The sequence below is a fragment of the Streptomyces sp. NPDC054840 genome (genome assembly GCF_053611065.1).
This window is the reverse complement of the sequence record NZ_JBSGZP010000228.1, coordinates 1-10281: the sequence shown is the minus strand read 5'-3', so window position 1 is coordinate 10281 and position 10281 is coordinate 1. Positions and strand designations below refer to the sequence as shown.

General features: G+C 68.5%; 24 protein-coding genes. 5 read left to right on the top strand and 19 right to left on the bottom strand.

Annotation, left to right across the window (positions count from 1 at the left end; all coding sequences use genetic code 11):
* Positions 1-161: 161 nt before the first annotated feature.
* From ACWGIU_RS18055 to ACWGIU_RS18025, 7 genes are read right to left on the bottom strand one after another with little or no spacing between them, the layout of a single operon-like run.
* Positions 162-1127: a hypothetical protein gene (locus ACWGIU_RS18055; protein ID WP_453706927.1), complete on the bottom strand. Its 966-nt coding sequence runs from the start codon at positions 1125-1127 to the stop codon at positions 162-164.
* Between the two features lie 33 nt (positions 1128-1160).
* Positions 1161-1382: a hypothetical protein gene (locus tag ACWGIU_RS18050; protein WP_453706925.1), complete on the bottom strand. Its 222-nt coding sequence runs from the start codon at positions 1380-1382 to the stop codon at positions 1161-1163.
* Between the two features lie 37 nt (positions 1383-1419).
* Positions 1420-1644, bottom strand: coding sequence for a hypothetical protein (locus tag ACWGIU_RS18045; RefSeq protein WP_453706923.1), 225 nt, complete (start codon positions 1642-1644; stop codon positions 1420-1422).
* Between the two features lie 32 nt (positions 1645-1676).
* The gene (locus tag ACWGIU_RS18040; RefSeq protein WP_453706921.1) at positions 1677-1862 is read right to left on the bottom strand and encodes a hypothetical protein; all 186 of its coding nucleotides are present in this window, start codon (positions 1860-1862) and stop codon (positions 1677-1679) included.
* Between the two features lie 9 nt (positions 1863-1871).
* A complete protein-coding gene (locus ACWGIU_RS18035; protein ID WP_453706919.1) occupies positions 1872-2039 on the bottom strand; it encodes a hypothetical protein in 168 nt (55 codons plus the stop codon).
* Positions 2036-2548: a hypothetical protein gene (locus ACWGIU_RS18030; protein WP_453706917.1), complete on the bottom strand. Its 513-nt coding sequence runs from the start codon at positions 2546-2548 to the stop codon at positions 2036-2038. The genes ACWGIU_RS18035 and ACWGIU_RS18030 overlap by 4 nt, the downstream gene beginning before the upstream one ends.
* A complete protein-coding gene (locus ACWGIU_RS18025; RefSeq protein ID WP_453706915.1) occupies positions 2548-2778 on the bottom strand; it encodes a helix-turn-helix domain-containing protein in 231 nt (76 codons plus the stop codon). The genes ACWGIU_RS18030 and ACWGIU_RS18025 overlap by 1 nt, the downstream gene beginning before the upstream one ends.
* 181 nt (positions 2779-2959) lie before the next feature.
* On the opposite strand from ACWGIU_RS18025, the gene ACWGIU_RS18020 reads away from it, so the two are divergent.
* The 5 genes from ACWGIU_RS18020 to ACWGIU_RS18000 all read left to right on the top strand — a co-directional run bounded on the left by ACWGIU_RS18020 (position 2960) and on the right by ACWGIU_RS18000 (position 5464).
* Positions 2960-3490, top strand: a complete 531-nt coding sequence (locus tag ACWGIU_RS18020; protein WP_453706913.1) for a UTRA domain-containing protein — start codon at positions 2960-2962, stop codon at positions 3488-3490.
* 1 nt (position 3491) lies between these two features.
* Entirely contained in the window at positions 3492-4256 is a 765-nt protein-coding gene (locus ACWGIU_RS18015; RefSeq protein ID WP_453706911.1) for a GntR family transcriptional regulator, read from the top strand.
* Between the two features lie 141 nt (positions 4257-4397).
* Complete coding sequence (locus tag ACWGIU_RS18010) at positions 4398-4919, top strand: GntR family transcriptional regulator (RefSeq protein ID WP_453706909.1); 522 nt, start codon at positions 4398-4400, stop codon at positions 4917-4919.
* Positions 4920-5016: 97 nt separating this feature from the next.
* Positions 5017-5151 (top strand): hypothetical protein, encoded by a 135-nt coding sequence (locus ACWGIU_RS18005; RefSeq protein ID WP_453706907.1) that lies wholly within the window; start codon positions 5017-5019, stop codon positions 5149-5151.
* Positions 5105-5464 carry a DUF6907 domain-containing protein gene (locus ACWGIU_RS18000; protein ID WP_453706929.1) on the top strand — a complete coding sequence of 120 codons (360 nt, stop codon included), beginning with the start codon at positions 5105-5107 and terminating at the stop codon, positions 5462-5464. Before ACWGIU_RS18005 ends, ACWGIU_RS18000 begins: the two co-directional genes overlap by 47 nt.
* A 48-nt stretch (positions 5465-5512) precedes the next feature.
* On the opposite strand, the gene ACWGIU_RS17995 is transcribed toward ACWGIU_RS18000, so the two are convergent.
* The 12 genes from ACWGIU_RS17995 to ACWGIU_RS17940 all read right to left on the bottom strand — a co-directional run.
* Complete coding sequence (locus ACWGIU_RS17995) at positions 5513-6115, bottom strand: hypothetical protein (protein ID WP_453706905.1); 603 nt, start codon at positions 6113-6115, stop codon at positions 5513-5515.
* 41 nt (positions 6116-6156) lie between these two features.
* Positions 6157-6354: a hypothetical protein gene (locus tag ACWGIU_RS17990; RefSeq protein WP_453706903.1), complete on the bottom strand. Its 198-nt coding sequence runs from the start codon at positions 6352-6354 to the stop codon at positions 6157-6159.
* Positions 6351-6587, bottom strand: coding sequence for a hypothetical protein (locus ACWGIU_RS17985; RefSeq protein WP_453706901.1), 237 nt, complete (start codon positions 6585-6587; stop codon positions 6351-6353). Before ACWGIU_RS17985 ends, ACWGIU_RS17990 begins: the two co-directional genes overlap by 4 nt.
* A complete protein-coding gene (locus tag ACWGIU_RS17980; RefSeq protein ID WP_453706899.1) occupies positions 6584-7027 on the bottom strand; it encodes a hypothetical protein in 444 nt (147 codons plus the stop codon). The genes ACWGIU_RS17985 and ACWGIU_RS17980 overlap by 4 nt, the downstream gene beginning before the upstream one ends.
* On the bottom strand, positions 7024-7380 hold the full coding sequence (locus tag ACWGIU_RS17975) for an HIT family protein (RefSeq protein ID WP_453706897.1): 357 nt from the start codon (positions 7378-7380) through the stop codon (positions 7024-7026). The genes ACWGIU_RS17980 and ACWGIU_RS17975 overlap by 4 nt, the downstream gene beginning before the upstream one ends.
* On the bottom strand, positions 7377-7586 hold the full coding sequence (locus ACWGIU_RS17970) for a hypothetical protein (protein ID WP_453706895.1): 210 nt from the start codon (positions 7584-7586) through the stop codon (positions 7377-7379). The genes ACWGIU_RS17975 and ACWGIU_RS17970 overlap by 4 nt, the downstream gene beginning before the upstream one ends.
* A gap of 453 nt (positions 7587-8039) precedes the next feature.
* Entirely contained in the window at positions 8040-8297 is a 258-nt protein-coding gene (locus ACWGIU_RS17965; protein ID WP_453706893.1) for a hypothetical protein, read from the bottom strand.
* Positions 8298-8363: 66 nt separating this feature from the next.
* Positions 8364-8696, bottom strand: a complete 333-nt coding sequence (locus ACWGIU_RS17960) for a helix-turn-helix domain-containing protein (protein ID WP_453706891.1) — start codon at positions 8694-8696, stop codon at positions 8364-8366.
* The gene (locus ACWGIU_RS17955; RefSeq protein WP_453706889.1) at positions 8693-9418 is read right to left on the bottom strand and encodes a hypothetical protein; all 726 of its coding nucleotides are present in this window, start codon (positions 9416-9418) and stop codon (positions 8693-8695) included. Before ACWGIU_RS17955 ends, ACWGIU_RS17960 begins: the two co-directional genes overlap by 4 nt.
* The gene (locus tag ACWGIU_RS17950) at positions 9415-9726 is read right to left on the bottom strand and encodes a zinc finger domain-containing protein (protein ID WP_453706888.1); all 312 of its coding nucleotides are present in this window, start codon (positions 9724-9726) and stop codon (positions 9415-9417) included. The genes ACWGIU_RS17955 and ACWGIU_RS17950 overlap by 4 nt, the downstream gene beginning before the upstream one ends.
* Positions 9723-9902 (bottom strand): hypothetical protein, encoded by a 180-nt coding sequence (locus ACWGIU_RS17945; RefSeq protein WP_453706886.1) that lies wholly within the window; start codon positions 9900-9902, stop codon positions 9723-9725. The genes ACWGIU_RS17950 and ACWGIU_RS17945 overlap by 4 nt, the downstream gene beginning before the upstream one ends.
* On the bottom strand, positions 9899-10281 hold a 383-nt coding region (locus ACWGIU_RS17940; protein ID WP_453706884.1), incomplete at its 5' end, for a zinc finger domain-containing protein. The genes ACWGIU_RS17940 and ACWGIU_RS17945, both read right to left, overlap by 4 nt.

Genomic DNA, 10281 nt, shown 5'->3' with positions numbered 1-10281 from the left:
CCCCAGTACTGCGCGCGGCGGGCCAGGCGTTCGGCCTTCCGCTGCGCGAGCTTCTTCGGGCGTGCCGGCGGCTGCTGCCAGGGGCTGAGGCGGGGATCGTTCATCTGTGCCTTGGCTCCTTCCGGGACTCACCGTTCGAGGAGGGGCAAAGCCTCTGCATGTCAGTTGTCGATCTCGGCGATGAGCATCTGACCCCAGCGAGCGGTGCGGCCATGCCGTCGTCCGAGCTCGGCTCCGGTCAGCGGCTGGCCGTCCTCCTTGCTCTCCAGGTACTCGGCGACGGCCGCCTTGCGAGGGTCCGGCTTCGCCCCCGCCTTCGCCTTCTTCGTGGGCGAAATCCGCGCACGCCTGGGGGGCGAAGTCTTCGCCTGGGAAGGGCGCGAAATTTCGCGCCCGGTCAGGGCTGCCGCGAAGCCGAAGACTTCGCCGTGGACGGGGCTGCGACCTGCGACGTTCGCCTCATCGGGATGCGAAATTTCGCTGCCGATCAGGGCGAAGTTTTCGCCTTCATCAGTAGACGAAGTCCGGGGCGAAGAGGCAGCGCCGGCAGTCAGCTCCAACGGACGTCGGCGGTGGAGTTCACGCGCCTTGTCCTGACGCATGATCTCGATGTCGAAATCGGTGGAGACTTCGCTCATCTGGAGCTCGGCACCCATCTCTCGGCGCCGCATCGCGATGCGATGCTTCGCTTCCTCGAAGGCCATCCCCCGCTCCATGGCGGCAAGCGTGTGCTGCTCGTCTTCGGTGAGGGCGGCCGGGTCTCGCATGTCGGCCAGGGCGAAGGCCCACACGATCTTCGCGCCAACCGGGAGGAGGGGGCCGGCCACAGCCATGGCGATGACGTCCCTCTCGATGCCATGCCAGGCGAGGAGCCCGGCGACGGCAACGAGGGCGGCCCACCCGACCAGGGGTACGGCCCAGGCTTTACCGCCGAGGCGGAGCCGACGGGCTTCGGCGAGGATCACGGAGGCCCAGATGACGTCGGCGCCGGCAGCCACGGTCGCACCGATAAGGCCGGTACCGAGGAGGTCGACCAGGCTCCATGTCGTCCAGGCGAGGGAAGCCAGCGACAAGGCCGCAGCTGGGTAGATCAGCGGGGAGACCTTGCGCAACCTGCTGGCGTTCATGGGCGGAACGTCCTTTCTGGTAGCCGGTACCGATCAGGCGGCGTCGGCGTAGCGGCGCGTTCGGAGGGCGTCGAGCTCGTCCTTGAGGCTGGCCTCACCGTGCTTGGCGAGTTCCTTGGCGTCGGCGATGACAGCAGCCTTCGCCTTGCTGTCGCCCTTGATGTGGGCGGTCAGGTAGTCGGCGACGCCGGCAGCGTCCCTCCAGCAGAGTTCCTCCTGGCGGGTGACGGGGAGGCTGGTGATGGTGGCGTTCATGACGGGTGGTCCTTCCGGTGGTCAGGCGGGATGGTCCTCAGTGGTGGAGTTCGTTCTCGCAGCCGCCGTCGAGGTAGGGCTGCTCGGTGATGCGGCCGTCGAGGTCGGCGTGGATCTGCGTGTCCTCGGAGTGGCAGCAGGTCCACACGGTGCTGAGGTTGGTGTAGGGCCGCTGGTTCATGACGGTGCCGCAGCAGACGGGCGGGGCGTCGGGGGTGATCGTGTCGCCGGTTGAAAGGTCGCTGATGGCGGGTCCGGGCATGGCTGTGCCTTTCCGGTTGGTCGTGCCGGGGGCTAGCGGGTGACGGTCCAGCCGTGGTCGGCCTGGCGGCGGATCATCCCGGCGGGGGTGTGGAGCTGGCCGGCCGTGACGCCGATGCCGAGGTCGTCGAGGTTGTCGAGCAGGACCACAAGGCGGGCGGCCAGTGTGCGGGCCTGCTCCTCGCGGCGCTTCAGGTCTTCAGGAGTGCTGGTGAACACGGGCGCTCCTCAGCCGCGGTGGGTGTGCTGTTGCCCGGTACCGAGGGCGCCAACGTTGTTGCGGGCGTCAGCGGCGGCCTGAGCGGCCTGCGCGGGCGGCCTGTAGTCGGCGTTGCACTGCTGCGGTGTGGCCGGCTGGTCGACGATCGAGTGGCCGGACTGGGCGGAGGCGCTCATGACGCCATCGCCTGACGCATCAGGTCGGCGTCGGCGCGGTAGCCGGCGGCGATCGTCGTCCAGCGGCCCTCGTTGGCGAGAACGGCAGCCTTCAGGGCCTCAGCCACGGCCTTCTCGCGGCGGACGTGGGTGGGGGCCGACCGGGCGATCAGGTAGTCGCGGCCTTCGCGGACTGCGGCAATCACGGCTTCGACGGTGTTGACGTCCGTCACGGTTGCGCCCAGGAGGAGCGGAAGGCGGCCGTCAGGGTCGATCAGGTCAGGGTCCATGAGCGACTCCTGCTGACGGTTCTCCGCGGCAGTGACACTGAGCGGTACCCAGGTGGTAATACGGAAGTCGCCGAGCCAGGCGTTCTGGGTGTCCTCGACGGTGATGAGTCCGCCGGCGACCTCGTAGGCCTCGACGATGGGACCCTTCAGGTGCTGCGGGTCGATGAGCGACAGCAGCAGCGCGCCGTCACAGCTCAGGTGGAACGCGGTGGCCTGGGTGGTGATCGTGTTCGCGGCCATCAGGCCACCTCCGAGGTGTCGTTGCCGTGGTATCCGAGACGTTCGTCGACTTCGGTCCGGGGGACCCGGATGGCCCCGCCGCGCTTGGTGTCGCCGCTCAGGCGCGGCTTGCCGTAGCGGATGGCCGTCATTTCGTCGTTGGCGATCCACCGGTAGACGGTCGGCTTCGAAACTCGAAGGGCCGCCGCGACCTCTTCCACGGTCAGCAGTCTCGGGCTGTCGGGCAGCATCTGGCACTCACTCCAATCCGTTGCGGTCGGTGATGTCCTCAACTGTAGGTGCACTCTTGAGAAGTGACAACCGTCTCGACTGCCTTGGTGTGTCGTGACAGCCCTCTCCCTCGACCTGAGCTGGTCGTATGGTTAGAAATCCGAAGTTCTCAACAGGGCTAGGCAAGGAGAGGAGTGGCGAATGGGGAAAGGCAGGTGGGTGGGATCCTCATCGCTCTACCTGAGGCCGGGTGGCGATGCATGGAAACAAGAGGCGGCAGCGCAGGGCGGCACTGGTGGCCAGCGCATCGCCTACGCGGGGGAAGCCATTCCTCCGCCGGACGTGGCCGCCGTCCTCCGCACGCCGGACGGCGAGTCCGCGATCGTGCGGCGACGCGTCATCCTCCTCAATGACCGCCCCATCGAAATCGCCGACTCGTACTGGCCTCGCGACATCGCCGGCGACTCCGCCCTGGCCGAGCCGGGCCGGATCCGCGGCGGTGCGGTCGCACTCCTAGCTGAACTGGGATGGACGCCAGCCGAGGTGACCGAGGCCGTAACCGCCCGACCTCCCTTTCCTGAGGAAACGGAGACGCTGGAGTTGAATGCAGACGAGTGGGTCCTGGTCCTCACTCGCGTGATCACCAACGACGAGGGCCGCCCTTACGAAGCAACCGTGATGGTCGCGCCCGGCAGCACCCGCCAGCTGAACTACTCAATGAAGGTCGACTGACATGGCCCAAGGAACCGAAGAAGAGGCTGGCGTCTGGTCGACTCAAGACCAGATCGCCGCCTACCTGCGCGACGGCATCCTCTCGGGTGAGTTCCCTCCCGGAGGGAAGCTCCCATCGAGTCGCAAGCTCACGGACAAGTTCGGTGCGGCGGCGCAAACGATCCGCAACGCCGTGATCACCCTCGAAAAGGAGGGTCTGGCGTACTCGCGTCAGGGTGCTGGCGTGATCGTGCGCGAGCACCCTCAGCGCACGATGAAGCCCGCCGCGTACAAGACCCCCCCGGCCGGCGACGGCAAGTATCAGTGGATCAGCGAGGCCCAAAAGCAGGGCCTGTCAGGCAAGAGTGAGCTGCTTGATGTCGAGGAAGTGGTCCCTCCCGTTGCCGTGCAACAAGCATTCGACCTGGCCCCAAGTGAGCGAGTATTGCTGCGTCGACAGGTGCTATTCCTCGATGACAGCCCGTGCGAGCTGGTTGAGGTCTACGTTCCCCTGGAACTCGCGACAGGCACCCCGATCGCCGAAAAGCGCAAGATCCGGGGCGGGGTGGGACGAGTCCTGCTGAATGCCGGCCTACCGCCCATCCGTTGTGTCGACAAGGTTGCGGCGCGGTGGCCCACCCCGGAGCAGGCGCGAGCCCTGCGTATGCCGACCAAGCTGCCAGTCCTACGCACGTTCCGGGTCACTTACAGCACGGACGACCGCCCGATCCAGGTCGAGATTATGGCCAAGGCGGGCCACCTGTATGAGCTGCAGTACGAGTTCTGAGCAGCAACGACAGCGCCCCCGGTGATTGTTCGCCGGGGGCGCCGTCACGTGTGGAGCAAACGAGAGGATTGAAACTTCTCTACGAACCTCCTACAGTCGTCGCTGTGAGTGGCGGAGGCCACACGCATCACGAGGAGGGCCATGCCTGAATCCCCAGAGCCCACCGCGCTCTACCGCCTGTATGACGCAGACGATCAGCTGCTCTATGTCGGGATCGCGAAGGATCCGACTGCCCGCTGGGAGAGTCACGCGAGATCGCCCCGATCCTCCCGCTGGTGGTCGCTGGTCGAACGGCGATCCGTCGAGTGGTACGCGTCCCGCGAGGAGGCCGATGTCGCCGAGACGGGAGCAATCAAGGCCGAGAGGCCGCTCCACAACCGCGCGAAGGTCCCGGGCGTACACTTCGTCAACTTTCGCTACTTCTCACCAGAGATTCAGTGGCATCGAGCACCCCAGGATCCGGTCTCCGAGCAAGCGGCCCGCATCCTCCGCGCGGAGATAGCGAACAACCTCTTCACCTCTGGGGACCAGATGCCGACCGCCAAAGAGCTTCACCGGCGGTTCGGCATCTCGGACCAGACCTGCGGAAAGATGCTGCAGGTCTTGGCCAAGGAAGGCGTCATTCAGCAGAGAAGGCCCGGCGGGCGCTACTACTGCGCCTGAACGCGAACGGCCGGGCGGTCATCACCCGCCCGGCCTGTTCAACCAGCGAGTCATCACCTCGCTGATCAGGAGATCCACCTCGAAGAAGGAGTTCTCGATGACCACTGTACTGCCCGAGCGTCCTGTCGTCGCTGAGCCGGGAAAGGTCCGCACGTGGCTGCGCCGCATCTGGGGCGGGGGGGCAGATCGTCGAGTCGTGTCCGTCGTGGTGCACGGACCGGCACTGGAATGACGAGGACGGCGCGCTAGTCGATCTGTCGCACGGCCGGGACTTCGGCGGGACGCCGCTGGCGGTGTTCGACGCGACGGAGGGCACGATCGAAATGCCGGTCCTGGATGCTCGGATCAACGTCGACCCGTACAGCGACCGCCCGGAGCGCCGCCTCCCCCACGTCGTGCTGCAGCCGTGGGAAGACGAGGTGATGGAGTGCCTCGATCCGGACCAGTTCGCCGCCGTGATCGCTCAGATGCGGGCGCACTGCGTAGAGCTCGACAAGGTGCATGCAGCCCTGGTCGCGGCCCGCCGGGAGGCGACGCAGCTGTAGCCCCGGACGCACGTGAAGGCCCCACCCGATGATCGGGTGGGGCCTTCGTCATGCCGCGGCTCGCACCGGCGTGAGCTGCAGCGCCTCCGTGTGTCCGTACTGGTGGCCGCAGTTGTGGCAGCGGACGCCGGGGGTGTCGATGGTGACGCTGAGGACGGCGTAGCAGTTGGGTACGGCGCATCCGACGGGGATGCGGCGGGCCGGCTTCTCGCCGGTGACGAGCCGGTTGGCCTGGCCGGCGATCTGCCTTATCTCGGTGGCGAATTCCCGGACGGCCGGGTGCTCTTCGCAGATCATTTTCAGGTTGTCGAGCAGAAGGTCGGCGTACCCCTGAACTGCGGCTTCGACGGTGCCGTACTGCGGAAGCTCCCACTCCTCGCGTTCGCACAAATCGGCGGACCAGGTGGCGAGGACGCCTTCGATACCTCCTCGTGCGCGGAGATCCAGTGCCTCGAGGTTGCAAGGGATGGGGGCGGTGCGTCCACTGCTGGCGCGTCCTCCGTCACCGCGGCGGGTCGGCTGGAGGGCGTCGGCGAGGGCCGCGTACAGGCCGGGGAGGTCGAGCAGGTTCTGGCGGATCTTCTGCTGGCAGCCGTCATGGACCCGGCTGGTGGCGGGACGGAAGCAGAGCTCGCAGTACGTGTCGTTCACGGTGGCTCCTGGTGCGGCGTGCGGGCAGGTCAGGCGGTGGGTTAGCGGGCGTTCCAGTTGTTGAGGGCCCAGACGAAGACACTCACGGCGCCCATGAGGACGGCGAGGGTGAGCCAGACGGCGGCTACGGCTACCCAGCCGCCGCCATCGTCGTGATAGGCGCCTGCGGAGATGCCGGCGACGAAGGCGAGGGTGACCGTTACGGCGGTGCAGCGGGCGATGGTGCGCTTGGCGGTCACGGTGTCTCCCCGAGGGCTGCGGCCCAGCAGTCGGGTTGGTCGGTGTGCCAGGCGTGGAGGCCGTCGGTGTGCTGCTCGTAGTAGACGGCGTCGCGGATGGGCTTGCCGCAGTGCCGGCAGGGCGGGATCTGGCTGGCGGGGCGGGGTTTGCGGGGGCGGAGGAGTGCGACGGCGGCGAGGGTGGCGTTCATCGCGCGCCGGAAGGGGGCGCTCCAACGGGTCTGGCCGGTCATAGGTAGCTCCCGGGTGGCAGGTTGTGGATGGTGCGGGGTTCGAGGTCGCGGCGCCGTCCGGGTGGTTGACCGTGGTCGCCGGGGATGATGCGGGGCTGGTCGCCGGCATGGTCGAGGCCGTGGCCGTAGCGGGTCTCGACGGCGTGGGGCGCCTGTTCGGGCTGAGAGAGGCCCCAGATGTTGCGGCGCCGCATCTCGCGTTCGAGGTGGCCGAGGGCGGCAGTGGTGCTGGCTCGGTCGCCGGCTCGCGTGGAGGTGGTCAACGCCTTCGCGAGGAATCGGTAGAGGTCGGCGAGTTCCGTGTCGTTGAGGCGCACGAAGTGGGGCCTGCCTACCGGTTCTGTGACAGGCGCTGGTTCGTCGGGGTCGGGGTCGGGGTCGCTGTGGCCGCAGGGCTCCACCTCCCAGCCGGGCGACCACAGTTCGAGCTGGGTGCTCACGGCTGGGCCTTCCTTGTCCGCCCGCTGTACCAGGGCAGTGCCAGCCCGTCGTTCTCGGCGCGGGGGACGAGGTGGAGGTGCAGGTGGAACACGGACTGCGTGGCTTCCCGGCCTTTGCTGGTGATCAGGTTCATGGGGCCGCTGTCTCGGGCGAGTTCGGCAGCGCAGTGCATGGTGATGGCCGAGGTGTAGGCGCTGATGGTGAAGTCGTCGACGTGGGCCTTGGGGATGACCAGGACGTGGCCGTCGACCACCGGATCGAGGGGGACGATGGCGAGGGTCTCGGGCCAGTCGCGGACGATGGTGGCGGGCGCGTTCCCGGCGGCGATCTCGCAGAACGGGCAGGCGGTCACGGCTGGCTCCGGTGGGCCGCAAGCGCCTGACCCTCGGTCGCGCTGAGCAGCTTGTACGCGGTGTTCATCAGCGCCTTGAGGAGCTCTCGGTCGCGGAGGCTGATCGGTGCCTCGGTGTCGACGCGGTAGGTGACGGTGGTTCCTCCAGGGCCGTCGGCGGTGAAGTGGAGGGCGGGGAGGATTTCTGTGGGCTGGGGCACGGTCATGGGTTCCTCCGGGTGTCGGGTCGGGCGGCGGGGCTGTACGGGGCTGTGAGGCTGCGTGGCGGGCTCCAGCCTCGCGAGGGACGTTGGAGCGGGGTTAGGCCGGGAGAGGGGCCGTCACGGGCCGCGACGGGGTCGCCTCGGGCGTCCGGCCGGGCCGGGTTCCCTCAAGCCGGATCAGCCCGGCGGTAATCGCTATGGCCACGGCGTGAGTTCGGGATCGGGCTCCGAGCGCGACGGCTGCAGCACTCAGGCGCTGATGGATGGCACTCTCCGTCGTGTTCAGCCGGTGCCCGATCTGCTGGCTGCTGTAGCCGTGGGCGGCAAGGGTCAAGGCCTGGAGCTGGCCGGAGCTGAGGTGGGCGGGCATCAGGTTCTCCTTCGTGCGGGTTGGCAAGCTGTTGGGTGGCCGCCTCCGATACCCGCGGAGGCGGCCGTCCACGTCACGGGGTGGGGTCAGTCCTCGTCGTCGGGCGCGTCGTGGTCCTCGTCGCCGACGAGCGGGTAGCCGGCGGTGCGGAGCCGGTCGGCGAGGTCGTTGCAGTCGATGCCGCCGACGTCGTTCGCTTCGATGACGTAGTCGGTGACGATCTGCATGACGGGGGCGACGGCTTCCCAGGCGTGATCGTTGAGGAGCTTGTTGGTTTCGTAGCGGTTGAGTCCGGCCTCGTAGAAGGCGTTGTAGGCGGCGGTGCGTGCGGGCTGGTCTGTCATGGGGTCCTCCGATGCTGGGGCTGGCGGTATCTGGGCAGGCAGGTCAGGCTGCGAGGGTGGTGGTCATCAGGCGGTCTTTCGGATGCGGAGGTGTGCCCGCCATCGGGTGACGGTGCGGGGTGTGACGCCCGTGATGCGGGCGATCTCGGCGGCGGAGTCGCCTCGCTCGGTGAGCTTTTGGGCGATGAGCCGGCGTTCGAGTCGGGTCGCACCGTCGGGGAGTGCTCGGCGGCGCGTGGCGATTTCAACGTCGGTTTCGTCGGCGACGGTCCAGGTGGTGAACATCGGGTCGCCGTTGCGCCTGAGGCGGTTGAAGTGGCGCCAGCACATGGACTGCCGGGCAGCCCGGTCGTGGCAGTCGTCGATGCGGCACTGCTGCTCGGCCGTTGCGGCGGTCACCGCGTGACCTCGATGACGGCGAGGTCCCGGGCAAGGCGGCGGACTTCGTGGGCCGCGGGGCACTGGCAGGTCGTGAAGCTGCCGCCGCCGCTGGAACTGTGGTCAAGGCAGGACCGTTCGAGGGAGTCGGCCGTGGTGAACAGGATCTTCGAGGCGTGACCGTCCCTGGCCTTCGCCGCGTCTTCGGCACTGATCGCCCGCTGTTCGGCCTGCCGGACTCGGTGCTCAGCTTCGGCGAGGTACTGGATGACACTGCTCTCGCGCCGCTCACGGGCCGTGGTCCCGGCCTCCTCCGGCGTGAGGCCGTAGTACATGCCGAGGGCAGTCCAAATGCCGACCCAGCTGTTGGCCTTACGGATGCGGGCGAGCGTGGCTTGGGCGGCGTTGGGAGTCTGGGACTGGAGGTTGAGGGCGGCGACCGTGGCCTTGCGGACCCGCTCCTTGGCGTCGAGGACCTGCTGGTAGAGGCGGCCGACGGAGGCTTCCGCCTGCTTGGCGCGGGTGGCTTGGCGGCGGGCCTCGATGACGGTGGAGGCATAGGCGCGGTCCCGCCACTGGGAGTACTCACGGGCGTCGGTGGCCTGGCCCTTCCAATAGCTGATCGTCTCGCCGCAGCCGAGCTCGACGGCCTTGCGGTGTCGCTTGGCCTGGTCGAGTTCGGCGTACAACTGCTCGAGGGCTTCCGGGGTGATCGTGTCGACGGTGTGCCGGGTCTCGGTCATGCGGCCATCGCTTTCGCTTCGGTGTAGCGGGCGGGGTGGATGTCGGCGGGTCGGCCGTCGGGGGTGCGGCAGGGGGTGCCGGGTGCGGTCTGGCATGCGGGGCAGCAGGCGGTGGTGACGGCCCAGGTATCGAGTCGTGCGGGGCAGGGGTCGAGACGCTGGACGCGGGTCCGTCCGGCGCGGGTGGTGCAGCGCGTGTCGGGGGCGGCGGTGCAGTGGGGGCAGCGGATGGTGAGGGCGGGGTGGCGGGGCGGGCGGCCGGCACGGAGGGCTGCGGGCATCGGGGCGGAGCGGGGGCGGTCGGTCATCGGTGGCCTGCCTTCCAGCAGTCGGGGCAGATGTCGCGGCCTCGAGGGCGCGGGTGCCAGCCGTCATCACGGCGGATCTGGCGAAGCTCGGTGACGGTTTTGACCATCGGGTGGTGGGTGGCGTTGGAGCACGCGGGGCCGTCGCAGTTGACGGCGGGGAAGTTGTCCGCGGTCATGCGACTTCTCCTTCGGGTTCGACGATCTCGGCGTCGGGGGTGGCGGCTTCGGCTTGCAGGCGTTCGAGGGCGATGCGGGAGGCTTCCTTGCCGGCGGCTTCTCCGGCGGCGTCGTGGCCGGCCGGGAGCGGTTGGCCGGTGGCGAGCGCAATGCGGATCGGGTGCGGTTCCCGCATGGGCTCGCCGAGCGGATAGCGGTCGCTGGACCCGGGCTTCTTGCAGGGCTTGCCGCGGGCGGCCTTGCAGCGGGGGCAGATGATTCCGAGCGGGCCGGGCCGGCGGACGGAGTCCAGCTCGTGGTTCGGCTGTTTGGGGATCTTCTTGGTGACCGGGCCGGCCAGCAGGGCCTTCATGTTGCGGGGCTTCAGCTCGTGGCCGT

Bases quoted from the DNA above. Each gene is read 5' to 3' on its own strand.
- ACWGIU_RS18050 (WP_453706925.1), bottom strand. From the start codon at position 1,382: ATGAACGCCACCATCACCAGCCTCCCCGTCACCCGCCAGGAGGAACTC.
- ACWGIU_RS18025 (WP_453706915.1), bottom strand. From the start codon at position 2,778: ATGCTGCCCGACAGCCCGAGACTGCTGACCGTGGAAGAGGTCGCGGCG.
- ACWGIU_RS18030 (WP_453706917.1), bottom strand. From the start codon at position 2,548: ATGGCCGCGAACACGATCACCACCCAGGCCACCGCGTTCCACCTGAGC.
- ACWGIU_RS18055 (WP_453706927.1), bottom strand. From the start codon at position 1,127: ATGAACGCCAGCAGGTTGCGCAAGGTCTCCCCGCTGATCTACCCAGCT.
- ACWGIU_RS17945 (WP_453706886.1), bottom strand. From the start codon at position 9,902: ATGACCGCGGACAACTTCCCCGCCGTCAACTGCGACGGCCCCGCGTGC.
- ACWGIU_RS18005 (WP_453706907.1), top strand. From the start codon at position 5,017: ATGACCACTGTACTGCCCGAGCGTCCTGTCGTCGCTGAGCCGGGAAAG.
- ACWGIU_RS18035 (WP_453706919.1), bottom strand. From the start codon at position 2,039: ATGAGCGCCTCCGCCCAGTCCGGCCACTCGATCGTCGACCAGCCGGCC.
- ACWGIU_RS17985 (WP_453706901.1), bottom strand. From the start codon at position 6,587: ATGACCGGCCAGACCCGTTGGAGCGCCCCCTTCCGGCGCGCGATGAAC.
- ACWGIU_RS17950 (WP_453706888.1), bottom strand. From the start codon at position 9,726: ATGACCGACCGCCCCCGCTCCGCCCCGATGCCCGCAGCCCTCCGTGCC.
- ACWGIU_RS18010 (WP_453706909.1), top strand. From the start codon at position 4,398: ATGCCTGAATCCCCAGAGCCCACCGCGCTCTACCGCCTGTATGACGCA.
- ACWGIU_RS18015 (WP_453706911.1), top strand. From the start codon at position 3,492: ATGGCCCAAGGAACCGAAGAAGAGGCTGGCGTCTGGTCGACTCAAGAC.
- ACWGIU_RS18020 (WP_453706913.1), top strand. From the start codon at position 2,960: ATGGGGAAAGGCAGGTGGGTGGGATCCTCATCGCTCTACCTGAGGCCG.
- ACWGIU_RS17970 (WP_453706895.1), bottom strand. From the start codon at position 7,586: ATGACCGTGCCCCAGCCCACAGAAATCCTCCCCGCCCTCCACTTCACC.
- ACWGIU_RS17965 (WP_453706893.1), bottom strand. From the start codon at position 8,297: ATGACAGACCAGCCCGCACGCACCGCCGCCTACAACGCCTTCTACGAG.
- ACWGIU_RS18045 (WP_453706923.1), bottom strand. From the start codon at position 1,644: ATGCCCGGACCCGCCATCAGCGACCTTTCAACCGGCGACACGATCACC.
- ACWGIU_RS17955 (WP_453706889.1), bottom strand. From the start codon at position 9,418: ATGACCGAGACCCGGCACACCGTCGACACGATCACCCCGGAAGCCCTC.